This is a genomic window from Vibrio sp. L3-7 (assembly GCF_963898195.1).
Lineage (GTDB): Bacteria > Pseudomonadota > Gammaproteobacteria > Enterobacterales > Vibrionaceae > Vibrio > Vibrio echinoideorum.
On the sequence record NZ_CAWQUW010000056.1, the window covers coordinates 217034 to 240350 of the forward strand.

20 protein-coding genes are annotated in these 23317 nt (G+C 43.7%); 15 read left to right on the plus strand and 5 right to left on the minus strand.

The window, feature by feature from the left end; all coding sequences use genetic code 11:
* The first annotated feature begins 91 nt into the window (after positions 1-91).
* Both ung and AACW75_RS22635 read left to right on the plus strand, forming a co-directional pair.
* The gene (gene ung, locus AACW75_RS22630; RefSeq protein ID WP_145569857.1) at positions 92-772 is read left to right on the plus strand and encodes a uracil-DNA glycosylase; all 681 of its coding nucleotides are present in this window, start codon (positions 92-94) and stop codon (positions 770-772) included.
* Between the two features lie 86 nt (positions 773-858).
* On the plus strand, positions 859-1410 hold the full coding sequence (locus AACW75_RS22635; protein ID WP_017072855.1) for a hemerythrin domain-containing protein: 552 nt from the start codon (positions 859-861) through the stop codon (positions 1408-1410).
* Between the two features lie 228 nt (positions 1411-1638).
* Here the strand turns inward: AACW75_RS22635 and AACW75_RS22640 are convergent, their stop codons facing one another.
* Positions 1639-1827, minus strand: coding sequence for a DUF3545 family protein (locus AACW75_RS22640; protein ID WP_017072856.1), 189 nt, complete (start codon positions 1825-1827; stop codon positions 1639-1641).
* Between the two features lie 712 nt (positions 1828-2539).
* Here AACW75_RS22640 and AACW75_RS22645 point away from each other — a divergent pair.
* Both AACW75_RS22645 and yaaA read left to right on the plus strand, forming a co-directional pair.
* Entirely contained in the window at positions 2540-3967 is a 1428-nt protein-coding gene (locus AACW75_RS22645; protein ID WP_029224740.1) for an alanine/glycine:cation symporter family protein, read from the plus strand.
* A 226-nt stretch (positions 3968-4193) separates the two neighbouring features.
* The gene (gene yaaA, locus AACW75_RS22650; RefSeq protein WP_145564674.1) at positions 4194-4970 is read left to right on the plus strand and encodes a peroxide stress protein YaaA; all 777 of its coding nucleotides are present in this window, start codon (positions 4194-4196) and stop codon (positions 4968-4970) included.
* 145 nt (positions 4971-5115) lie between these two features.
* Here yaaA and srmB read toward each other — a convergent pair whose 3' ends face one another.
* Both srmB and AACW75_RS22660 read right to left on the minus strand, forming a co-directional pair.
* Positions 5116-6381 (minus strand): ATP-dependent RNA helicase SrmB, encoded by a 1266-nt coding sequence (gene srmB, locus AACW75_RS22655; protein ID WP_017072859.1) that lies wholly within the window; start codon positions 6379-6381, stop codon positions 5116-5118.
* A 107-nt stretch (positions 6382-6488) separates the two neighbouring features.
* The gene (locus tag AACW75_RS22660) at positions 6489-7217 is read right to left on the minus strand and encodes a tRNA1(Val) (adenine(37)-N6)-methyltransferase (RefSeq protein WP_237297515.1); all 729 of its coding nucleotides are present in this window, start codon (positions 7215-7217) and stop codon (positions 6489-6491) included.
* A gap of 314 nt (positions 7218-7531) precedes the next feature.
* Here AACW75_RS22660 and brnQ point away from each other — a divergent pair, with 314 nt between their 5' ends.
* Positions 7532-8845, plus strand: a complete 1314-nt coding sequence (brnQ, locus tag AACW75_RS22665) for a branched-chain amino acid transport system II carrier protein (RefSeq protein WP_237297516.1) — start codon at positions 7532-7534, stop codon at positions 8843-8845.
* A gap of 145 nt (positions 8846-8990) precedes the next feature.
* Here brnQ and fldB read toward each other — a convergent pair whose 3' ends face one another.
* Positions 8991-9512, minus strand: coding sequence for a flavodoxin FldB (gene fldB, locus AACW75_RS22670; RefSeq protein WP_004735008.1), 522 nt, complete (start codon positions 9510-9512; stop codon positions 8991-8993).
* Positions 9513-9662: 150 nt separating this feature from the next.
* Between fldB and xerD the strand changes: the two genes are divergently transcribed.
* The 8 genes from xerD (at position 9663) to AACW75_RS22710 (ending at position 19173) form a co-directional block, all read left to right on the plus strand.
* Positions 9663-10577: a site-specific tyrosine recombinase XerD gene (gene xerD, locus AACW75_RS22675; protein WP_029224741.1), complete on the plus strand. Its 915-nt coding sequence runs from the start codon at positions 9663-9665 to the stop codon at positions 10575-10577.
* Between the two features lie 26 nt (positions 10578-10603).
* Positions 10604-11383 carry a thioredoxin fold domain-containing protein gene (locus AACW75_RS22680; RefSeq protein ID WP_135458729.1) on the plus strand — a complete coding sequence of 260 codons (780 nt, stop codon included), beginning with the start codon at positions 10604-10606 and terminating at the stop codon, positions 11381-11383.
* Between the two features lie 79 nt (positions 11384-11462).
* Positions 11463-13199 (plus strand): single-stranded-DNA-specific exonuclease RecJ, encoded by a 1737-nt coding sequence (recJ, locus tag AACW75_RS22685; RefSeq protein WP_135458731.1) that lies wholly within the window; start codon positions 11463-11465, stop codon positions 13197-13199.
* Between the two features lie 251 nt (positions 13200-13450).
* A protein-coding gene (gene prfB / locus AACW75_RS22690) for a peptide chain release factor 2 (RefSeq protein ID WP_099426155.1) occupies positions 13451-14549 on the plus strand; the annotation gives its coding sequence in 2 pieces (ribosomal slippage) (positions 13451-13525 and positions 13527-14549; 1098 coding nt in all).
* Positions 14550-14647: 98 nt separating this feature from the next.
* Positions 14648-16180, plus strand: coding sequence for a lysine--tRNA ligase (gene lysS, locus AACW75_RS22695; RefSeq protein WP_017072865.1), 1533 nt, complete (start codon positions 14648-14650; stop codon positions 16178-16180).
* Between the two features lie 272 nt (positions 16181-16452).
* Complete coding sequence (gene vpsR, locus AACW75_RS22700) at positions 16453-17787, plus strand: cyclic-di-GMP-binding transcriptional regulator VpsR (RefSeq protein WP_017072866.1); 1335 nt, start codon at positions 16453-16455, stop codon at positions 17785-17787.
* Positions 17788-18394: 607 nt separating this feature from the next.
* Positions 18395-18646, plus strand: a complete 252-nt coding sequence (locus tag AACW75_RS22705; RefSeq protein WP_004735015.1) for a hypothetical protein — start codon at positions 18395-18397, stop codon at positions 18644-18646.
* A gap of 215 nt (positions 18647-18861) precedes the next feature.
* Positions 18862-19173, plus strand: a complete 312-nt coding sequence (locus AACW75_RS22710) for a DUF6482 family protein (protein WP_004735016.1) — start codon at positions 18862-18864, stop codon at positions 19171-19173.
* An 87-nt stretch (positions 19174-19260) separates the two neighbouring features.
* Here the strand turns inward: AACW75_RS22710 and mutH are convergent, their stop codons facing one another.
* Positions 19261-19926 carry a DNA mismatch repair endonuclease MutH gene (gene mutH, locus AACW75_RS22715; protein ID WP_102550912.1) on the minus strand — a complete coding sequence of 222 codons (666 nt, stop codon included), beginning with the start codon at positions 19924-19926 and terminating at the stop codon, positions 19261-19263.
* A gap of 618 nt (positions 19927-20544) precedes the next feature.
* Between mutH and rppH the strand changes: the two genes are divergently transcribed.
* Both rppH and ptsP read left to right on the plus strand, forming a co-directional pair.
* The gene (rppH, locus tag AACW75_RS22720; protein WP_009848435.1) at positions 20545-21063 is read left to right on the plus strand and encodes an RNA pyrophosphohydrolase; all 519 of its coding nucleotides are present in this window, start codon (positions 20545-20547) and stop codon (positions 21061-21063) included.
* A 3-nt stretch (positions 21064-21066) separates the two neighbouring features.
* Positions 21067-23316, plus strand: a complete 2250-nt coding sequence (gene ptsP, locus AACW75_RS22725) for a phosphoenolpyruvate--protein phosphotransferase (RefSeq protein WP_145569853.1) — start codon at positions 21067-21069, stop codon at positions 23314-23316.
* Position 23317 lies beyond the last annotated feature (1 nt).

Genomic DNA, 23317 nt, shown 5'->3' on the forward strand with positions numbered 1-23317 from the left:
CTTATTTAGGACAGTTAGCCGATACAGCTATTTTTTTGTCTGGTGAAAGGTCAACACGCCCTAGAAACCTTGATGATTGGGAAGTAAAACGATGAGCGCACCAAAAACTTGGGAATCCATTATTAATGATGAACGTGAGAAAGAGTACTTTCAGAGTGTTCTCACTTTTGTCGAACAGCAACGTAATAATGGGAAAACCATCTATCCTCCCCAGGAGCAGGTGTTCAGTGCTTTCGAGATGACGCCTTTTGAGTCTGTACGCGTGGTTATCCTAGGGCAAGACCCTTATCACGGTGCTAACCAAGCTCACGGTTTAGCATTCTCTGTGCTACCTGGCATTAAAATCCCACCTTCGCTGCGTAATATGTACAAGGAACTCGCACAAGACATAGAAGGCTTTGAGACCCCTAGCCATGGATATCTTGATACTTGGGCGTCACAAGGGGTATTGATGCTAAATACTGTACTGACAGTAGAAGAGGCAAAAGCGCACTCACATGCTAAGTGTGGTTGGGAAACTTTTACTGATGCCATTATTGCTGAGTTGAATCAGCGTTCTCAACCGGTCATCTTTTTGCTTTGGGGCGCACATGCTCAGAAGAAAGGCCAAACGATTGATGCAGACAAACATCATGTGCTGGTCGCACCTCATCCATCGCCATTATCCGCACGTCGTGGTTTCTTCGGTTGTCAGCACTTCTCAACAACGAATAAGCTGCTTTCTTCTATTGATCAACAACCTATTGATTGGCTATTACCAACAAAATTGTAGATTGGTGGTTTTCTGAGCAGGGTCAAACCATAAATAAGTATCTTCGTATACACTTGTAAATAGTAGGTGTAATGGAGTGCAATACTATGATGATTGAAAGGATAAGACGAGAGCATGGTTATATGGCGCGTTTGCTCGCGATTCTCAATAACAAGTTAGAGTGTCTAAAGCAAGAGCGTGAAATAAACTATAGCCTGATTGCAGAGGTGGTTCATTACTTGATGAACCATTCAGACAAGGTGCATCATCCTAAAGAAGATGTCATCTATCGGTATTACCTTAAGCAATATGGCAGTGACCAAGTGATTGAAGACTTGGAGCTAGAGCATCAATTGCTTTCGGAAAAAACCGCCGATTTTTTGGGTTTAGTCGACATGATCCTCCAAGACGCGGTGGTTCCTCAGCACGTGTTTATTGAGCAGCTTGAAGCCTTTGTAAAAGCGCAGCGAAAACATATGGAATATGAAGAGAAGCATGTGTTGCCGATGATTATTGAGGCATTTACTGTAAAAGATTGGCAAGAGGTTGAGTTGCAATGGCTTCAACCGGAAAACGATCCTGTCTTTGGAGAGACGATTGCTGATCAATACCGCCAGCTCGCGGCTCGTGTACGACAAAATGAACAAGAGTGCGTTTAGTTCATGAATAACCGCTAATATGAGTTTTTAAGCGCCTCTTTTTTGAGGTGTCTTCTATATTAGTCATCTTGTACTTACTCGGCCTTTATCTTCGGTTATTGGCGTTCAAAAACGCTTTGAATTGGCGAGTGACCATATTCAGGACGGGACACATACAATAAAAAGGCACCTATAAAGGTGCCTTTTAGTTTCTATTTATTATCGTACTGTATTTTCTTGTCGTGCTGATTAAAGCTTTATATCGTCGAGGCTAAAGTCGAGACCTAGGTTCATCTCTCTTAGCTCTTTCTCAAGCTGTTTACGATCGTTGATTGCCTCGATTTCACGCCATTTACGCTTGAGTGGTTTAGATCGTGTTTTTTGAGTTGTACGAGGCATTTCTAGTTCTGATATATCATCGAATTGAAAGCTATCCATAAGCCATATCTCCTTCCGTGGGACTCGTTCTTACGAACCATTAAATATCATATTTAGTTCTACAATAACCTTGATTTGTTTCTCATTTGTTTCAAATCTATGAAGTTTTTGTTCTGTTTTTTTATGCATGCTCACACATTGCAGTGATTTTAATGTACAAAAAACAAGCAAACAAACCTAAGTAAACGATTAAATTAGGGGTTCTTGAATGTTAATTCATTGTGCGAAAGGGATATCATTTTGACTACAATGCATTGAGTTGCTCATTATGCTGTGCGATATGGGAATCTTGTTGTTCTAGAAAAATGCACAGATCTTCACTATACCTTGTAAAGCCTAGGCTGACGCCATTTTTATAGGATGGTGTTCTTGTTCTGGTGAGGTACTGGTTGTTGTTGAGATTATGTCCCGATAATGTGACTTTTATTGGGCTCAATTGTTTTAAATTGTGTTAACAAAAGGTGTATTATTAGTGAAATGTCATTTAAATATAAGTGTAGTTGCATATTGATTTTTAGGCCGTCTCGCTGCATTATCCGCCCGTCAAAAAATACACTGATACGTAAAATGGATGCATGAAGCGACATTTACAATCTAGATCGCAGCAAATAAATATAAAACTAATGCCGACACAACTATTGACACTGGCATAGGTGATCTAGAGGAAGGCTCGGAAGCAAGATCAGTGCTTAAACTCAATTACGAGGTTCACGTGACAGACTTAATCAATTTGATGAACGATCTCCTTTGGGGATCTATCTTAGTTTACTTGCTAGTTGGTGTGGGTATCTACTTCACTGTACGACTAGGCTTCATTCAATTCCGCCATTTTGGCCATATGTTCTCTGTTCTTCGAAACAGCCGTAAAGCAGACAGTGCTGGTATCTCTTCTTTCCAAGCTCTTTGTACTAGTCTTGCTGCTCGTGTCGGTACAGGTAACATGGCAGGTGTTGCTGTTGCTCTTACCGCTGGTGGCCCAGGTGCTATCTTCTGGATGTGGCTAATCGCAATGCTAGGTATGGCAACATCGTTTGCAGAAAGCACACTAGCACAGCTATACAAAACGCGTGATAACGACGGTAACTACCGTGGCGGTCCTGCATACTACATGGAGAAAGGCCTAGGTATGCGTTGGATGGGAGTTTTATTCTCTATCTTCCTAATCATCGCATTCGGTCTGGTATTCAATGCCGTTCAAGCTAATGCAATCGCAAGTGCGATGAATACAGCATTCGATTTTGAGCGCGGTTATGTTGGTGTTGGTATCGTAATTATCTCTGCATTCGTTATCTTCGGTGGTATCCGTAAGATTGCGCGTACCGCAGAAATTATTGTTCCAGTCATGGCATTGGCTTACCTAGCGATAGCTATCTACGTAATGCTAATGAACATTGAGAAAGTGCCTGAAGTTTTGGCTCTTATCTTCAAGAGTGCGTTTGGTCTACAAGAAGCCGCAGCGGGTGGTTTAGGCTATGCGATTGCTCAAGCGATGATTAACGGTATCAAACGTGGTCTGTTCTCGAACGAAGCCGGTATGGGTTCTGCGCCAAACGCAGCAGCTTCAGCAACGCCTTACCCGCCGCACCCAGCATCACAAGGTTATGTGCAAATGCTAGGCGTATTCATGGACACTATTGTTATCTGTTCTGCAACAGTAGCAATTATCTTGATGTCTGGTGAGTATGTACCACACGGTGAAGTGACGGGTATCGAACTAACGCAGCGTGCACTAACAGCACAAGTGGGCGAATGGGGTGGTATCTTTGTCGCGGTAGCAATTTTCTTCTTTGCTTTCACTTCAATCATTGCAAACTACTCGTACGCTGAAACGAACCTTATCTTCCTAGAGCACAACAACAAGAAAGGTCTAGTACTGTTCCGTATTGTTGTTCTGGGTATGGTGATGTTTGGTTCTTTAGCGACACTGCCAACGGTATGGGCTCTTGCTGACGTATCTATGGGTCTAATGGCGATTGTTAACTTGGTAGCGATTATCTTGCTATCAGGCATCGTGATTAAGCTAGCGAAAGATTACAACCGTCAACTAGACGCGGGTAAAGTACCCACGTTCGATGCGGACGATTTCCCTGAGCTTAAGGCTCAATTGGAAGACGGTATTTGGGTTAACAACAAGAAGTAATTTTGTTGGAGCGATGAATAGCTCAACCTAACACGATTAGAAAGGCTAAGGTTTCGACCTTAGCCTTTTTCTTTGCCTGTGATTTTTCTTTGTCTGCGACCTTTTCTTTGTAAGCGGCTTATAGCTAGATCTGTCTATCAAAGTAATAGGAAGAGTCATAAAGACAAGTTAATGTTTTTTCTATACTCTAGCTGCATCCAGTTAGATAACCGATTAGGGTAAAGTTATGTTAGTTGTCGTTTCTCCAGCCAAAACACTTGATTACGAATCACCATTAGCGACTGAGCGCTTCAGCCAACCTGAGTTTGTTGAACATTCCGCTGAGTTGATTGAAGAGTGCCGTAAACTGACGCCAGCAGATATCTCTGCATTGATGAAAGTCAGCGATAAAATCGCAGGGTTGAACGTAGCGCGCTTTGAGCAGTGGAGCGAAACCTTTACCCAAGATAATGCACGCCAAGCAATCCTAGCCTTTAAGGGTGATGTGTACACTGGCTTAGATGCTGAAACTCTGTCGGACGATGATTTTGACTACGCACAGAATCACCTGCGCATGCTTTCTGGCTTATATGGTTTATTGAAGCCATTGGATTTGATGCAACCTTACCGCCTAGAGATGGGTACACGCTTAGCCAATGCTCGCGGTACTAACCTGTATCAATTCTGGGGCAATATCATCACAGATAAGCTGAATGAAGCTCTGAACGCTCAAGGCGACAATGTGTTGATCAACCTGGCATCGAACGAATACTTTAAAGCCGTCAAGCCGAAGAGCCTTGATGGCCAAATCATCACGCCAGTATTTAAAGATTGTAAGAACGGTCAGTACAAGGTGATCAGTTTTTACGCGAAGAAAGCGCGTGGCATGATGGCTCGCTATATTATTGAGAACAAAATCGATTCAGTCGAAGCGCTGACTCAATTTGATACGGCGGGTTACTACTTCGTTGAAGAAGAATCAAATGCGAAAGAGTTAGTCTTCAAGCGTGAAGAGCAAAACTAACGGCTCTCGATTCGAGATATCAATAGACTGCAGTAACAACATATTACAGTAACAACATGTTCTGATTCTAATATATCCCTGATAGAGAAAAGCCCCATGCAGAGAACTGCATGGGGCTTTTTATTGAATCATTGAAGACGTTAAATTACTTGCTCTTAACGGCTTTCTTTTTCTTAGCGATTTTCTTTTTCTTAGCGATTTTTTGTTTCGCTACCGCTTTCTTATCTTCTTTATTCGGCTTCTTCTTCTTAGTCACCGCGGCTTTCTTATGCGTAGGGCGCATGCCTTCGATAAAGCGTTCTTTGATCGCGTCTTCAGTGTAACGAGCTACACGTTCAATCATTAACTGATCGTGCGCTTCGATGATCGAAACAGCGTTACCTTTTTTACCCGCGCGCGCCGTACGGCCGATACGGTGAAGGTATACATCAGCGGTACGTGGCATGTCGTAGTTGATCACGTGACTGACATCTGGAAGGTCGATACCACGAGCTGCCACATCGGTTGCTAGCAATACGTTGATAGAACCATCACGGAAACGAGCGATAGCGTTGTTACGACGATCTTGAGGCATTTCACCTTGGATCCACACACATGGAATTTTTGCGCTTTCTAGTTGAGCACGAAGATCACCTAGGCGATCACGAGTCTTCAAGAAGATGATGCTGCGTTCAGCTTGTTCTGTGATGATATGTTTTAGGATATCAAGTTTGTGTTTAGCTGAATCGGCACGGTGGTACCACTGAGTGATTTTCTTACGCTCACGAAGCGATGATTTAGCATCGATCTCCGCTGGGTTTTTAAGTAGATCTTCAGTGAAGCCTTCAATACCTTTACCTTCTAGCGTTGCTGAGAATAGTAAAGTTTGTTTACGCCAGCGACACTCTGCTGACAAACGGTCAACAACAGGACCAAAGCCCATATCTAGCATACGGTCGGCTTCATCCAGTACTAGCCATTCAATCGCACGACAGTCAAAACGCTCGCCTTCAATGTATTCCATTAAACGACCAGGTGTTGCTACTACGATATCTTGGGTAGTACTTAAGATATCAGCGTGCTCTTGGTACATCACACCGCCTGTGATCGTGAAGATATTCAGGCTAGTGTATTTGGCCAGTTCACGTGCTTGTTCGGTGATTTGCATTGCTAGCTCACGCGTTGGCGTCAGGATAAGCATACGTGCAGGGCCAGATTTCTTACGTGGGAAATCCAGTAGGTATTGCAATGCTGGCAATACAAATGAAGCTGTTTTACCAGTACCTGTTGGCGCAGAAGCCAAAACGTCTCTTCCATCTAACGCTTGTGGGATAGCTTCAGCTTGTATCTGTGTTGGGCGTTCGTAGCCCATTTCGTCAATTGCTTTAAGCAGCTCTTGGTTTAGATCGAGTTCTGCAAAGGTTCTGATCACTGTTGTTTCTCCACAAGCAATAAATGTTTCTGCCTCAAAAAGCAGACGATAAAAAAGAGTAGTCGGACATTATAGAAGCATTAGTGATTAGGATCACATGGTATTTGCTACATCTTGAGATAAAAATCTTTAGTAAGTGCAATAAATGCCTCGCTATAACCATTATTGTTGTGGATCGTGAGCGATTCACACTGCAAATCTTGCTCGCAAGCAGGATCTTTAGATAACTCAAACAAGATTCGGCTAGCTGGTTTTTTGTCTGTTGTTTTCACATCAAGGCGTTTTGCTAGATACCAACCACATTGCTGGGCAAGCTTAATGAAACCTTCTCCTTCTGGAGTCGGTAGTATGAAGCTGGCGGTAGCGGCTTCGGTCGTGATCTCGAAACAGCGCTGAGCAAGCTCAAGGTGATCCAAGCTGTTGGTGTGCCTCGCGGTGGCTCTTTGGCTTTGCTGTGCCTGCTCTCCAGAGTTGAAGTAGGGCGGATTACAAATTATTGCATCAAATCGTTGCGAGAAATCCGTGGTTAACACGCTGCCATGATGAAGGGAGATGCGATCTTGCCAAGGCGACTGCTCAATATTGACTGTGGCAGCATCAATGGCGTGCTGATCAATATCTATCGCAGAGATTGAAGCATCCTCAAAACGCTGCGCAGCCATCAAGGCCAACAGACCTGTTCCTGTTCCAATATCGAGTACACATGATCTTTGTGGCAGGCTTACCCACGCGCCAAGTAACACGCCATCGGTACTGACGGGCATGCCGCTTTGTCCTCCGTAAATCGAGAATTTTTTGAAATTGAAGCTTTTGGTTTCGGTTTTTTTGTCTTTCATGAATGTTCTGGATATCGATATATTTTAAGTGATTAGCTCTAATGTTAATTAATTGTATGACTCAATGTTCTATTTGAGAATTCATTGTTGTTAATTATGGTTAGCTTATAATTATGGCAATATTTCCATATCCAGTGGAATCCACTGCTTTTGGTTCTCAAATGCAAATTTATATGGTGTTTTTTTGTGGTGACTTGCAGCTAGCCAAGTGTTTCGTCATTATGCGCGACTATTTTATAGATTGATTGGCAGCTTCTAGCTGTAACATTCACGTAAGCACAACATAAATTCATAAATATAATTAAGGATTATCTGTGAAACAGAGTCTAAAACTAACAGATATAATGGCATTGGGCTTTATGCTTTTTGCGTTTTTCTTAGGTGCGGGTAACATCATCTTCCCACCTCTTGCTGGCCAATTAGCTGGTGACCACTTTCTTCCAGCGATGTCTGGTTTCCTGCTGACCGCCGTTGGTCTGCCGTTAATCACTATCGTCGCAGTTGCAGTGGCTGGTGGCTCTTGGGGTCATCTAACGAAAGATCTTCCAAAGCGAGCTGCCACTATCATGGCTGTGCTGATCTTTATCATCATCGGTCCTGCATTCGCTGCGCCACGTACCGGCCTTGTTGCTTATGAGATGGCGGTGAAACCGTTCTTCATCGATGCCTCTCAAGCTCACCTCACTCTTTTTTCGATTGCATTTTTTGTGGTAGCGATGTTCTTCTCATGGTCGCAAGGTAAGCTTATCGACGTAATCGGCAAGGTACTGACACCTGCACTATTTGTTGGTTTGGTTGTACTGGCAGTTGCTGTGTTCGTTAACCCACAAGGCGACATTCTTGCGGCTCACGGTGAGTACATTACTCAGCCACTGACCAAAGGTTTCCTTGAAGGCTACAACACCATGGATACGTTTGCTTCATTGATGTTTGGTATGCTGATTGTTGATGCGATTCGCAGCAAGGGCATTACTGATCGTGCAGCGACGACTAAGTATCTGATCAGCGCAGGTTGCATTGCAGCAGCGGGTCTAGCGTTTGTTTACATCTCTTTGTTCTTCTTAGGCGCAACGAGTGCAACAGTTGCAGCGGGTGCTGACAATGGCGGCGCTATCTTAAGCCTTTACGTTCAATCACTGTTTGGCCCATCAGGTCAGCTTGTACTTTCAGTGATCGTATTGCTAGCTTGTCTAACAACGGCGATTGGCCTTGTATCCGCATGTTCTGATTACTTCAGCTCGTTAACACCGCTGTCTTACAAGACTTGGGTAATCATTAACGGTGTGGCTTGTGCAACCGTAGCGAATGTTGGCCTTTCTCAGCTTATTTCTCTGTCTGTACCCGTGCTGTTTGCACTGTACCCAGTCGCTATCGCGTTGGTTGCTCTGACGTTCTTACGTAGCCGTTTCCCTAATCCAAAAGCCGCTTACCGTGTGGTTGTATTAGTGTCTCTACTGTTTGCTCTTATCGATGGCGCTAAAGTAGCGGGTATCGATGTATCTGCACTTAACATGCTGCCATTGTTTGAGATCGGCATGGGTTGGTTATTACCAACGACTGCGGCAATCATCTGCATGTTCTTTGTTGGTAAAGCAACAGAGCAAGAGATGGCAGAAGAGACGGCTTAATCTTCCGTTGAGATTAAATCGCTAGTCTGTATTCAATCAAAAATTGAATAGAAAAGGCCTCATTACTTCGCAGTAATGAGGCCTTTTTGTATCTAATCGATGATGTTCTTTCTGCCTGAAGCTCTTAGCTCTAAGGAAGCAGAACTTATAGCTTTTCGCTGTACTCGACGAGTACTTGTTCAACCCAAGTTGCGATACGTTCGTCGCTGAGTTCGTACTGTGAATCTTCATCCAGAGCCAAACCAACAAACTGAGACTTGTCTTCTGTTAATGCTTTAGATGCTTCGAATTCGTAGCTATCATCGTTTGGCCAGAAGCCAACAAACTCTGCTCCGGCGGTTTTTAGTTCGTCGTGCAATAGACCCATCGCATCCAAGAACCACTCTCCGTAACCTTCTTGATCGCCTAGACCAAACAGTGCCACAACCTTGCCTTTCATTGGTGTGGTTGCGATGTCTTCCCACAGTTCATTCCAGTCTTCTTGAATCTCACCGAAATCCCACGTAGAGATGCCAAGCAGTAAAAGGTCGTAGTCCGCCATAAAAGAAAGAGGGGTTTCTTTCACGTTATGGATATCAACTAGGTCTTCACCAATAATGCCGCGAATTTTCTCTGCTGCCATTTCGGTATAGCAGGTGGTTGAGCCGTAAAATAATCCAATTTTCATAGCAAACGTTCGATTTTAATTTCAGATGGCGAATTCTAACCATAAATCGACTTCGATTGCAGCGATTATCCGCTCAAGTCGTAATTTTTATGGCATTCATATTTGCTCTGACATACTCTCAAAACAGTTTCCAATATTGTGAGTAACACTATGCAGTCGCCTCAAGGGCAGAGCGCAGACCACGGTCTCGTTGAACAGTTTTTAGATGCTATGTGGATGGAGAGAGGGTTATCTGAGAATACTCTTGTCTCGTATCGTACCGATTTGTCAAAGCTACTTACGTGGATGGAAAAAAATAATTATCGTCTCGATTTTATTAGCCTTTCAGGGTTACAGGATTATCAAGGTTGGTTAGCCGACGCCGATTTTAAACAGACTTCTCGAGCTCGTATGTTGTCGGCAATTCGTCGTCTGTTCCAATACCTGCACCGCGAGAAAGTGAGAGGGGATGACCCAAGTGCATTGTTGATCAGCCCTAAACTGCCACAACGCCTACCGAAAGATTTAAGTGAAGAACAAGTTGATGCTTTGCTTGAGTCACCTGATCCCAACGATCCTATTGAGCTTCGCGACAAAGCGATGCTTGAGTTACTCTATGCTACTGGGTTGCGTGTTACGGAACTGGTCAGTTTAACGATGGAAAACATCAGCCTAAGACAAGGCGTGGTTCGTGTAATTGGTAAGGGCGGCAAAGAACGCTTGGTTCCGATGGGCGAAAATGCGGTGGATTGGATAGAGACTTTTATTGAACAAGGTCGCCCGCAATTACTCGGTGAAAAGAGTTCTGATGTCGTTTTCCCTAGCAAACGTGCCAAGCAAATGACCCGTCAGACGTTTTGGTACCGTATTAAGCATTATTCGGTTATTGCTGGTATCGATACTGAGTTATTGTCACCACACGTATTAAGACACGCTTTTGCGACTCATTTACTGAACTATGGTGCAGATCTCAGGGTCGTACAGATGTTGCTTGGGCATAGTGACTTATCGACAACTCAAATTTATACTCACGTGGCGACAGAAAGGCTGAAGCAAATTCACGCTCAGCATCATCCACGTGCTTAAATCCATTTATTTTTAAGGTGAACTTAATGAGCGTATTACGCCGTCTTCCTTTACTAGCGCTTCCTCTTATTATTACTGCATGCAATGCATCAGAAGCAAAAGTAGAACCAACATCAACAGCCGTAGAAGTTGCTCCAGCTCAAGCTATCGATACTGAAGCGTTAACTCAGCGTTTTGAAAAAATCGGTATCAAAGTAGATAAGATTGTTCCTTCGGATATCGATGGTCTGTTAGAGGTTCAAACGAACAGCGGTGTTATCTTTTCTTCTCCAGAGGGCGATCACTTTTTAGCCGGTACACTTTACTCTTTGGACGACAACGGTAAATTCAGCGATGTGCTTGCTGAGCGTCAAGCTCCATTAAATGCTGAAAAAGTTGCAGCAATGTCGGATACCGTCATCGAATATAAAGCAGATAACGAAAAGTACGTCGTGACAGTATTTACTGATATTACGTGCGGTTACTGTGTTCGTCTGCATAGCCAAATGCAAGGCTATAACGACCTAGGTATCACCGTTCGCTACATGGCTTACCCGCGCCAAGGCGCAACTGGACAAGTTGCCGACCAAATGGCAGCAATCTGGGCATCAGAAGATCCAAAAGCAGCGATGCACAATGCGAAAGTTAATCGTGAAATGCCATCGGCTGGTACTGATCTCACAGAGCAGAAGCAAATTATTGCGAAACAGTATCAACTGGGTCGTGAGCTTGGCATTAACGGCACTCCAGCTATCGTGCTAGCAAGTGGCGAGTTGGTGAGTGGTTACTTACCGCCAGCACAACTTATCCAACGTTTAGAGCAATAATATCGTTTCTGTATTGCCAATTTATCCCCCATGTTTTTGATTTAAGGAGTGGCCTGATTGATATCGGGCCCATTTTTATATGATAGAGATCCAACGCCGCCCTGAGGTCGACATTTCAGTCTTACCTGCTCACTTACCTGACTTGTTAAAGCGCATTTATGTGAGTCGCGGAATCGACAGTGCTGAGCAACTGGAGACGGCTGCGAAAGGCTTACACTCCTATCAAAAACTGGGTGGTATCGATGCTGCGGTAGAGCTGTTGTTCAACGCGATTCAGCAGCAAAAACGCATTATCATTGTCGGTGATTTTGATGCCGATGGCGCAACCAGTTCTGCACTGTCTGTGCTTGCTCTGCGTATGTTGGGCAGCTCTAACGTTGATTATCTGGTACCAAACCGTTTTGAAGATGGTTATGGCTTGAGCCCTGAGGTTGTCGAGCAGGCAATCGAACTTGGCGCTGAAGTAATCATGACGGTCGATAATGGTGTCTCTTCGATTGATGGTGTCCGTTTCGCGAAAGAGAAAGGGCTAGACGTTCTGGTTACAGACCATCACTTGCCAGGGAATGAATTGCCAATCGCTGATGCGATGGTCAATCCGAACCTAGAAAGCTGCGCTTTTCCTTCGAAAGCCTTGGCGGGTGTTGGTGTCGCTTTCTATCTGATGATGGCACTTTGTGTTCATATGCGTAAATTGAACTGGTTTGCAGAGCGCGGTATGACAGAACCTAAGCTGATGGAACTGATTGACCTTGTGGCACTTGGTACGGTCGCGGATGTGGTTCCACTCGATGAGAATAACCGAATCTTGGTACACCAAGGGCTACAACGCATTCGTGCGGGTAAAGCTCGTCCGGGTATTCAAGCCTTGATTGAAATTGCTAAGCGAGATGCTAAGCGTTTAGTCGCCTCTGATTTTGGTTTTGCGCTTGGTCCACGTATCAATGCTGCGGGCCGATTAGATGACATGTCTTTTGGTGTTGAACTGTTAATGAGCAATAACATCCATGCAGCGCGTCGAATGGCGAGTGAGTTGGATGGCTTAAATCAAACTCGTAAAGAGATCGAAGAGGGCATGAAACAAGAGGCGATGGCTTTTTGTGAGCGCCTAGAGTTTGGTAAAGATGATTTGCCTTCTGGCTTGGCGCTGTTCCAACGTGATTGGCACCAAGGTGTGATTGGTATTTTGGCTTCGCGTATCAAAGACAAATACCATCGTCCTGTTATTGCTTTCGCCGATGGCGGAGAAGGGACGATCAAAGGTTCTTGTCGTTCGATTCCGGGTTTGCATATGCGTGACGCTTTAGATCGTATTGATACACAAAACCCTGGATTGATTCTTAAGTTCGGTGGTCACGCAATGGCTGCAGGTTTGAGCATCATGGAAAAAGACTTTGATCGCTTCAATAAACTGTTCGACGACGTTGTGAAAAAAGAGCTCGGAGAAACTGCGCTCAAAGGCATTATCTTATCGGATGGTGAGTTGTTGCCAGAAGAGTTCTCAATGCATACCGCCGAAACTCTGCGTTCAGGTGGCCCGTGGGGCCAGGCTTTCCCAGAACCTATCTTTGATGGTGAGTTTAAAGTCCTGCATCAAAAACTGGTAGGTGAAAAGCACCTTAAGCTGATGCTAGAACCTCTATACAAAGGCCACCCAACCAACGTGATGATTGATGGTATTGCCTTCAATGTGGATCTACGTCGTTGGCCTGATGCATCGGTTAAAACGGTACACCTCGCATTTAAACTGGATATCAACGAGTTTCGTGGCAATCAATCGTTGCAGCTGATGGTTGACCATATTGAAGCCAAATAGTTGAAGCTAAATAGCGTTATCGTTCACTGAATGATGTTCATCATTTAGCCCCAAATTCAACAAGCTCTGTTCAAAAACAGGGCTTGTTTTCTTTCTTTCCCCTACAAATTTCACGTGTTTTTTCTGTCTGTCAATTTTATATTCCATTAAGTTGTTGAATCTTGGCTTTCCGCTCTAAAAAATTCTGTATCTCCGTCACACTTTTGAGTACAATTCTTCGGTTAAATTCTACTCATAAATGATGAGCTAAAATGTTTGAAATCAATCCTATTAAAAACCGTCTGCAGGATGTGTCTGAACGCACAAATATCCTGAGGGGGTATCTTTGACTATGACGCTAGAAAAGAGCGTCTAGAAGAAGTAAACGCAGAATTAGAACAACCGGATGTATGGAACGAACCTGAGCGTGCTCAAGCGCTAGGTAAAGAACGTTCTGCATTGGAAGCAGTAGTAGAAACGATCGACCAACTTGACCAAGGTGTTGAGGATGTTGAGGGTCTATTAGAGCTTGCGGTTGAAGAAGAAGACCAAGAAACGTTTGACGAAATCGAACCAGAATTAGCAGAGCTAGAAGCTAAGCTAGAAAAACTGGAATTCCGTCGTATGTTTGCTGGCGATCACGACGCATCAGATTGCTACATCGATTTACAGTCAGGCTCGGGCGGTACAGAAGCTCAAGATTGGACTTCAATGATGTTGCGTATGTACTTACGTTGGGCAGATTCGAAAGGCTTCAAGACCGAAGTGATCGAAGTGTCTGATGGTGATGTTGCTGGCCTTAAAGGCGCAACGGTACGTATTTCTGGTGAATACGCTTATGGTTGGTTACGTACAGAGACAGGTGTTCACCGTCTAGTTCGTAAGTCACCATTTGATTCAAGTGGCCGTCGTCATACTTCATTTGCATCTGCGTTTATCTACCCAGAGATTGATGACAACATTACGATCGATATTAATCCTTCTGATTTACGTATTGACGTATACCGTGCCTCTGGTGCTGGTGGTCAACACGTAAACACCACGGAATCGGCGGTACGTATTACTCACGTTCCAACCAACACCGTGGTTCAATGTCAGAATGACCGTTCGCAGCATAAGAACAAAGACCAAGCGATGAAGCAGCTACGTGCTAAGCTTTTTGAACTTGAGATTCAAAAACAAAATGCTGAAAAACAAGCGAGCGAAGAAACGAAATCAGACATCGGTTGGGGCAGTCAAATCCGCTCTTACGTACTGGATGATTCTCGTATCAAAGATTTGCGCACCGGCATCGAAAATCGCAATACTCAAGCGGTTCTTGACGGTGACTTAGACAAGTTTATTGAAGCTAGCCTGAAATCAGGTCTGTAAGCTTCACCAACTATTAAGCTTTACCAATAATATTGGTAAAAATGCCTATATTTTCAAAGATATAGCTGTCCAAATTATAAAAGCAAGGTACATCTCTAATGACTGATGCTGTTCAAAACGAAAACGCACAAGAAGCTTCTTCACGTGAAGAGAACAAACTAATCGCTGAGCGCCGTAGCAAGCTGGATCACATCCGCTTGAACTGCAAAGCGAACGGTCACCCAAATGATTTCCGTCGCGAGCACCTAGCTGGCGATCTTCAAGCGGAATTCGGTGAGAAGACTAAGGAAGAGCTAGAAGAGCTTAACCACATCGTTGCGATCGCTGGTCGTATTATGGCGAAGCGTGGTCCATTCCTTGCGATTCAAGAAACTTCTGGTCGTATCCAAGCATACGCAGCGAAAGACGTTCAAAAAGTACTGAAAGAGAAGTACCAAGGCCTAGATATCGGTGACATCATCGGTGTTAAAGGTGCGCTTCACAAATCAGGTAAAGGCGATCTTTACGTGAACATGGAAGAGTTTGAACTGCTAACGAAAGCACTTCGTCCTCTGCCAGAGAAGTTCCATGGTCTAACTGACCAAGAGATGCGTTACCGTCAGCGTTACGTTGACCTAATCGTGAACGAAGACTCTCGTAACACATTCATCGTGCGTTCTAAGCTTGTGTCTTCAATCCGTAACTTCATGAGCTCAAAAGGCTACCTAGAAGTTGAAACGCCAATGATGCACGTGATCCCAGGTGGTGCAACAGCACGTCCTTTCATCACTCATCACAACGCACTAGACATCGACATGTACCTACGTGTTGCACCTGAGCTTTACCTTAAGCGTCTAGTGGTTGGTGGTTTTGACCGTGTATTCGAGATCAACCGTAACTTCCGTAACGAAGGTCTTTCTCCACGTCACAACCCAGAATTCACAATGATGGAATTCTACCAAGCGTACTCTGACTACAAAGATCTAATGGATCTAACGGAAGAGATGCTAAGCACAGCAGCGATGGACGTTCTTGGTTCTACTTCTATGCCTTACGGTGATGAAACAGTTGAGTTTGGTGGCACTTACGCTCGTATGAGCATGTTTGATGCAATCAAACACTACACGCCTGAAAATGCAAACATTCAAGCTCTGAGTGAAGATGATCTTCAAAACAGAGAATTGATGGTTAAAATTGCAGAAGAAGTGGGTCTGTACGTTGAGACATTCTGGACTTGTGGTCAGCTTCTTGAAGAGATCTTTGGTGAAACGGCTGAGCCTCAGCTAATTCAACCAACGTTCATCACGGGTTACCCAGCGGATATTTCTCCACTGGCTCGTCGTAGCGACAGCAACCCATTCTTCACAGACCGCTTTGAGTTCTTCATCGGTGGCCGTGAGGTAGCGAACGGTTTCTCTGAGCTTAACGATGCACAAGATCAAGATGAGCGTTTCAAAGCACAAGTTAACGCAAAAGACGCGGGTGATGATGAAGCGATGTACTACGATGCAGACTACATTACTGCACTAGAGCACGGCCTACCGCCAACTGCGGGTCAAGGTATCGGTATCGACCGTCTAGCTATGCTATTTACAAACACGCACACAATCCGTGACGTGATCTTGTTCCCGGCAATGCGTCCACAAGCGTAATTATCGCTTACGGTTCGTCACAGATCATTTAATTGAAAAGCCACCTTCGGGTGGCTTTTTCTGTTTTATGACTTTAAAACCTTGCCTGTACCGCACTCTTGATTCGAAAAATCACTATTTCTGACATAGTCTTACTATTGAGACAAAAAATCTAAGATAGTCTCACTATTATACGTCTCGGCGCTGAATACGATCTCGTGGCATTTTGTCGAATTATCAGTATTAAACCTCGTATTAGTCTGATTTAAATAAAAATAGAATAAGGAAGAAGGATGGGAACTCAATTTAAGATGGATTCCTTACCAGGTTCTCTTATCGTCGTTGGTGGTGCGTACGAACCCTGGTTATCAGTGTTAGAACAAGTGGGTTGGCAGTGTACCCAGTGTGCAGATTTACGAAAAGCAGATGCCTTGATTGCAGACATTGGCCCATGTATTGGCATTGTGGATCTTAGCCATGATGAGTTTAGTCTCAATGGCATTGCTAACCTCGTGAGTAACAACAAACAGGTGAGGTGGCTCGCTTTTATCCGTGAATCGCAATTAAGCTCCGATACGATTTGCCAATTTATCGTTAACTTCTGTATCGACTTTTTCACGGCACCAATTCCTGACACTCAGCTGCTCAGTACTATTGGTCATCAACTGGGTATGCTCAAGCTTGAGCAGAAAGTATGGCCAAATTACGGCATCAATAACAATATGGGCTTACTGGGCGACTCAGTAGCTGTGAAGCGCTTGAGAGACCAAGTAAAGCGTATTGGGCCGACAGATGTCAGTATTCTTATCTATGGAGAGAGTGGAGCCGGTAAAGAGACCATCGCACGTTCCATTCATCAAAACTCTTCACGATCGCAAAAACCATTTTTGACGGTCAATTGCCGTGCTTTGTCTGAAATGAGAATAGAGTCAGAGGTGTTTGGTATCTCTGCATTGGAAGGTGCTGCACCTTGCATGTTGCAAGAAGCCGATGGCGGAACCATCTTGCTTAACGATGTATTGGCAATGCCACGCAATCAACAACTGAACCTTTTACGCTTTTTACAAGAAGGCAAGATAGATACGGTGGAAGGACCTAAATCTATCGATGTGCGTATTTTGGCGGCGAACTCATCTGATATCGAAAAAGCCTTGATTGAGGGAGACTTCAATGAAGAGCTCTATCATTACATCAATGTACTGCGTATCCATGTTCCAAGTTTGAAAGAGCGTGTTAGTGATATTTCGGTTCTAGCGAATCACTTTTTACGAGAATACTCAAAAGAGTTTAACGCTCAAGCGAAAAGCTTTTCAGACGACGCTATCCGCTCGATGAATCGCTATCATTGGCCTGGTAACGTGCGCGAACTGATGAATCAGATCAAACGTGTTGTGTTGATGTCGGATACGGTGATCATTGAAGATCACCAACTCGATTTACCAAAACAGAATGATGAACGCCGCAGCTTGAAAAGCATTCGTGAGCGTTCCGAGCGCGACGCGTTACTGGTTGTCTTGGAATCTTACGGTGGGCAAGTTTCGTTGGCAGCTAAGGAACTCGGAGTATCACGAGCAACCATGTACCGTTTGCTGAACAAACACAGCCTGATTTCTGAAGGTGTTATTTAGATCTCTCAATCTCAATGACTCTGTTGGTTGGTACAAATTCAAGAGCCACGCATCATGCGTGGCTTTTTGTTTTTATTCGTAAGTCGTCATTTGGCCGCTAGATCGCGAGTTAATTGCTGAGTCGTTCTTTAATATCTGAATTGCTAAGAGAGATATGCTGTGATTTTATATAATTATAGTGAATATGTTATATTTAAATGAATATGCAACTGATATTTCAGGTGAATGCATTGTTTTAAAAATGTAAATCAATTAGCGGTTGAATTATATACTCACTTGGTTAGACTTTAACCGTGAAAGCAATGCTTTAACAAAGACTTAATTGCTTTTATATCCCATTTCTTTTTGGATTTTTTAGTTAGTTTGGAGGCGCAAATGAAATATTTCGATTTTATACAGCATATTTGCGCGTCGTTTGATCCGTGTACTGACATGGTGGCTGCTATGCCACAAATATCAGCCATGGCCGATCGAAACACCCAAGATAAACCTAACTAATAGATCCGTACCCTTATTTGGCTGCGGAAAAATAGCAGCTAAGTGAGAAGCCCTCATACTATCTAACACGCTATTTTTCCTCAGTTTATTCAACAACTGGAGAGTTATTATGCGTCACTCAGTCTATTTAAAACTAGCAACAGTCCTTATCCGTGCAGATCTTCGTCGTGAAGAGCGTGAATGGCAACGAAAAGTTCGTCGAAGTTCATATGACCTGCCTTGGAACAATACTCACTTATTAAGAGATATTGGCCTTGAAGCCGATGGTCGACCAATTGGTTTTTCTGAACCAGAAGTTGTCACTATTGAACGTCGAGTGCGTCATCTTCGCCGTGTCTTAAGTGCGCGAATACCGACGTAATCTGCGGGGTTGATAGCACCTTTCAACCCCCAATATGAGTAACAGTGATAGTTATGGCGTCGAAAGTACAAACTTTTGAATTAGAACTGGCCAAAAAAGAGAAGCACTTGCTTCTCTTTTTTGCTTTTTTAAGCCGTTATGTATGACTTTTTAAGTCGTTATCTAGCAAAGGAAAAGAGTTCTACTACTCTTTAATAGAGCAAGGGAGGACGGCTATGCAAAAGCATCAATTAGACATGTGGTTACATGGAGAGCACAAAGACTCTTATCAAACACCGAAAGTGTACGTTATTGGTTGTTCTGATATCTCAGAATATTTACTAGCCGTAGAGTACAAGCATAAATTGGAGCCTGTTAAACAAGATGGCGAGCCGCTTCATTTTGGATCTTTGGATCAAGTGAAAGAGGAGTTACTTCGACTTGGTTTTGAAAAGGCCTATCTTCGTTTACACAACGCGTATGATGAGTTTGGTAATGAGCCAAGTCAAAGCTACTGTGATATTGAGCTGGCGCTCAAACCTCATTAGAGAGCGTTTGTAGCTAGAGGTTAATTCTAGTTACAGGCTGTTTGTAACATACTGATAGTTTTGTCTATCTATGCTAGATAAAAAGCTCTATGCGTAATGTGTCGTAAGCAGCTTATGAGTGAACTGAGTCCGTAAGTAAAAACCACGAGGTTTAGTCTTGATGGGTTTACCACTAGAACCATAAGCTTCCGTTAACACACGACTGTTTGCCGCTTTTGGGCGCAAATGCAGTGCTTCTCCATGCCTCGCAGTGATCTGTTCTACATTTCCTAACACAATCAACTCCATCAACTCTTCCCAGTCTCTTTTCAGGATCTCGTCTTCGGCCTTGCTTGGTGCCCATAATAATGGCGACCCGACATGTCTTTCTGCCAACGGGATCTCTCGCTCGCCTTCAACAGGGATCCACAATACTTTAGACAGTTTATTTCTAACGTGGCTAGTTTCCCATGTTATGCCTTGCACACCTATGAGCGGGGCGACACAAACAAACGTGGTTTCGAGAGGTTTTCCAGAATAACCAATCGGGATGCTTTTAAGCTCGATGCCTAGTTTGGCAAAGTCTTGTTCTGGCTTACTGCCAGCTGGCGCACCCAAATGCCATTCCAATAATTGCCCAACCCAACCCTTATCACGCTTAAGGTCGTTTGGTATTGCCATCTCGGCTTCATCGGCTAGCTCTTTAAAGGTCATTCCGGCAATAGCATACGCTCTGTCTAACAGCTCTTGTTGAGTTTGTGGTTCTGGTTTCATAATAAAAGGCATGATCAAAAAAACGATTTTACCAGAAGTTATCACCATATGACGACTGGTTAAGAAATGATCTCCTTATTAATAAAGGGATCAAACTCATGGTTATCCACAGGACATAAAGGTAATTAATTGAAATATTAATTTAGTGTATAAATGAACAGGGGTTTGTGGTGGATAAAATGCTTGCTAAATGGGGGGTAAAATGAATCTTTGCCTTGTCAGTGTGGATAAACACCGGAGTGGTTGATCTTTAACCACGCTCTATTTTTAAAAGATCCTTTGTTTTTTAATGGTTCTTTAAATTGTAATTATATTGATTAATTCATTGATTTTAAATGATTTAAATCTGTTGGTTTTGATTTGTTACTTTAAGTGTTGATGAATCTATGGATTAAAAAAAACGATTGCGGGGAATTCTTCACATAGTTATTCACAGAAAAGGTGAATAAATGTGGTCTATGTCTCACTATTGTGTGGGTAACTAGAATTTGAGCAAAACTTATCCATATTCCTAGTTAATATTCATAAATATAGCGCTTATCACGTCACTAAGTTTGCTCCGATTGGGGATATGTGGAAAAATCAGAGTAATTAAAAATTTTGGATAGAGGTTGGCCAGTGATAGATGGCGATGGTTACCGATTAAATGTTGGTATTGTAATCTGTAACAACCATGGTCAGGTCTTCTGGGCTAAACGATACGGGCAACATTCATGGCAATTCCCTCAAGGGGGAATCGATGAAGGTGAAACTCCGGAACAGGCAATGTACCGCGAGTTGTATGAAGAGGTTGGCCTTACTAAAAAGGATGTAAAGATCGTCGCGACAAGTCGTCATTGGTTACGCTATAAGCTACCCAAACGACTGGTTCGGTGGGATTCTAAACCTGTCTGTATTGGACAAAAGCAGAAGTGGTTCCTTTTGCGCTTAGATTGCGATGAATCGCATATCAATATGCAGCGTGGAAGTACACCTGAGTTTGATGGTTGGCGTTGGGTGAGTTACTGGTACCCAGTTCGACAAGTTGTTTCTTTCAAGCGAGATGTTTACCGTCGAGCGATGAAAGAATTCGCATCTTTAGCAATGCCGTTTAAAGAGCGAAAAACAAAAGGAAAACGCAAATTGCGTAGAGGTTAAAGCATGCTCAGTCAACTAAGGGAAATAGTTGAACACGTATCAAGAGTTGAAGATGTGTCGACGGCTCTTGATATTTTAGTTAAAGAGACATGCAGTGCGATGCAGACGGAATGTTGCACCGTGTATTTGGCAAATAATGATATGCAGCGTCTTGAGTTGATGGCAACTCAAGGCCTGATCTTCAAAGGTAATAGTATTCACATTGGTTTTGACGAAGGCTTGGTTGGCCTTGTTAAGAGAAGTGCTGAACCTATCAACCTTGCACAAGCGTCTGCTCACCCTGCTTATAAGTTTTTTCCAGAGCTTGGAGAGAAGGTTTATCACTCTTTTCTAGGCACTCCGATTATCCATCGCAAGCAAGTGCTTGGCGTTTTGGTTATTCAACAAAAGTCCCCTCGTTTATTCAGTGAGATGGAAGAGTCTTTCCTTGTCACTCTCTCTGCACAGCTTGCGGTTATTGTGGCGCACGCCCAAACCCAAGGTCATTGGTTATTAGAACAACAAAAGTTGCCTGCGACGAAAGGTATCGCTGCGTCATCTGGCGTTGCGATTGGTGATTTGTGGTGGGACAACACGCAGCCTGAATTAACCGATGTTTATCCTGCATCTACGCTTAATGTTGAAAGAGAACATGAGTTGCTGGCAGTCGCCGTCGAAAATGCTCTCAATGACTTTAAGCGAATGCGCAAGCGCTTGGACAGCGAAATCAATAAAGACGCGTTGGCGATCTTTGACCTGTTTACTCACTTACTCAACGATCCCATGTTGCGCAAGGATCTTAAAAGCCAAATTCAGAAAGGCGATAAAGCCGATTGGGCATTAAGGCAAGTTGTTGAGAGTTACTCTAACCGTTTTGCTCGTATGTCTGATGTTTATCTTCGGGAGAGAGCGCAAGACATCCGAGAACTCGGACAAAGGCTGCTGTATTTCCTTCATAACTCTGAGCATGAACTCCGCACATTAGATAAGCCTATTATTCTGGTAGTCCGTGAATTAACGGCCTCTGTTTTAGCGTCGATTCCAAAAGAAAAGCTGTTGGCTGTCATTTCCTTAGAGGGGGCGGCGAACTCTCACGCGGCGATCTTATCTCGTGCTCTTGGCATTCCTTCTGTCATGGGAGTTAATCTCAACCTTGCTCAAGCGAATGGCAAGCAAGCCATTGTTGATGGGTATAGCGGTGAGATCTTTATTGAGCCGACTCAAAACTTGCTCAGTGAATACCAAGGGCTGATTTTAGAAGAAGGCGAGCTCTCTTCTATGGTCAACCGAGAATTATACTTACCCGCAAAAACACAAGATGATCTACAGGTAGAGATTCTGCTTAATGCGGGTTTGAGCGCTGATACCAATATTGCGATTAACCAAGGGGTTGATGGCGTAGGTTTGTATCGAACGGAAATCTCTTTCTTGTTACAGCAGAGGTTCCCGTCAGAAGACGAACAGTTTAAACAATACCGCTCTGTGTTAGCGAGCTACCCTGAGAAGCAAGTGGTGATGCGTACACTCGATATCGGTGGCGATAAGGCCTTACCTTATTTCCCTATCGAAGAGGACAACCCATTCCTTGGCTGGCGTGGTATTCGTTTTACGCTCGATCATCCTGACATCTTTATTATTCAGTTACGTGCCATGCTACGTGCGAGCTGTGAAAGCCATAACTTGAGTATTTTACTGCCGATGATCTCTGGTGCTCAGGAACTGGATGACGCGCTACAACTTATTGAACAAGCGTATGACGAAGTGCATCAGCTTGATAACCGAGTGCGTATGCCTCGCGTTGGTATCATGATTGAAGTGCCATCAATGCTTTACATACTGCCGCTGATTGCTGATAAGGTCGACTTTGTTTCAGTCGGTACCAACGACTTAACTCAATATTTATTAGCGGTTGATCGGAACAATTCACGAGTATCCGATGTCTATGAATCAATGCACCCTGCGGTGATCATGGCATTAAAACAAATTCACGATACTTGTAAGCAACATCAATTACCTGTGTGTATTTGTGGCGAGCTAGCCGGTGATCCTATGGGCGCGTTGTTACTGATTGGGTTGGGGTATGAGACGTTAAGTATGAATACCTCGAATGTCGCGAGGACCAAATATTTGATTCGCCAATCTAACTTGAGTGAATTACAGGATTTGGCAAATAGAGCGCTTTCAAAACCATATGGTAGTGACATCTATAGTATGATGCTGAACTATTTCGAAGAGCGTGAATTTACAGGCTTCATTCGAGCAGGTAAAAAATAGG

Excerpts from the sequence above, each read along its gene's own strand:
- ptsP (WP_145569853.1), top strand. The coding sequence starts at position 21,067 with ATGCTCAGTCAACTAAGGGAAATAGTTGAACACGTATCAAGAGTTGAA.
- AACW75_RS22660 (WP_237297515.1), bottom strand. The coding sequence starts at position 7,217 with ATGAAAGACAAAAAAACCGAAACCAAAAGCTTCAATTTCAAAAAATTC.
- xerD (WP_029224741.1), top strand. The coding sequence starts at position 9,663 with ATGCAGTCGCCTCAAGGGCAGAGCGCAGACCACGGTCTCGTTGAACAG.
- vpsR (WP_017072866.1), top strand. The coding sequence starts at position 16,453 with ATGGGAACTCAATTTAAGATGGATTCCTTACCAGGTTCTCTTATCGTC.
- yaaA (WP_145564674.1), top strand. The coding sequence starts at position 4,194 with ATGTTAGTTGTCGTTTCTCCAGCCAAAACACTTGATTACGAATCACCA.
- fldB (WP_004735008.1), bottom strand. The coding sequence starts at position 9,512 with ATGAAAATTGGATTATTTTACGGCTCAACCACCTGCTATACCGAAATG.
- recJ (WP_135458731.1), top strand. The coding sequence starts at position 11,463 with ATGATAGAGATCCAACGCCGCCCTGAGGTCGACATTTCAGTCTTACCT.
- AACW75_RS22710 (WP_004735016.1), top strand. The coding sequence starts at position 18,862 with ATGCAAAAGCATCAATTAGACATGTGGTTACATGGAGAGCACAAAGAC.
- ung (WP_145569857.1), top strand. The coding sequence starts at position 92 with ATGAGCGCACCAAAAACTTGGGAATCCATTATTAATGATGAACGTGAG.
- mutH (WP_102550912.1), bottom strand. The coding sequence starts at position 19,926 with ATGAAACCAGAACCACAAACTCAACAAGAGCTGTTAGACAGAGCGTAT.
- lysS (WP_017072865.1), top strand. The coding sequence starts at position 14,648 with ATGACTGATGCTGTTCAAAACGAAAACGCACAAGAAGCTTCTTCACGT.
- AACW75_RS22635 (WP_017072855.1), top strand. The coding sequence starts at position 859 with ATGATGATTGAAAGGATAAGACGAGAGCATGGTTATATGGCGCGTTTG.
- AACW75_RS22705 (WP_004735015.1), top strand. The coding sequence starts at position 18,395 with ATGCGTCACTCAGTCTATTTAAAACTAGCAACAGTCCTTATCCGTGCA.
- AACW75_RS22640 (WP_017072856.1), bottom strand. The coding sequence starts at position 1,827 with ATGGATAGCTTTCAATTCGATGATATATCAGAACTAGAAATGCCTCGT.
- AACW75_RS22680 (WP_135458729.1), top strand. The coding sequence starts at position 10,604 with ATGAGCGTATTACGCCGTCTTCCTTTACTAGCGCTTCCTCTTATTATT.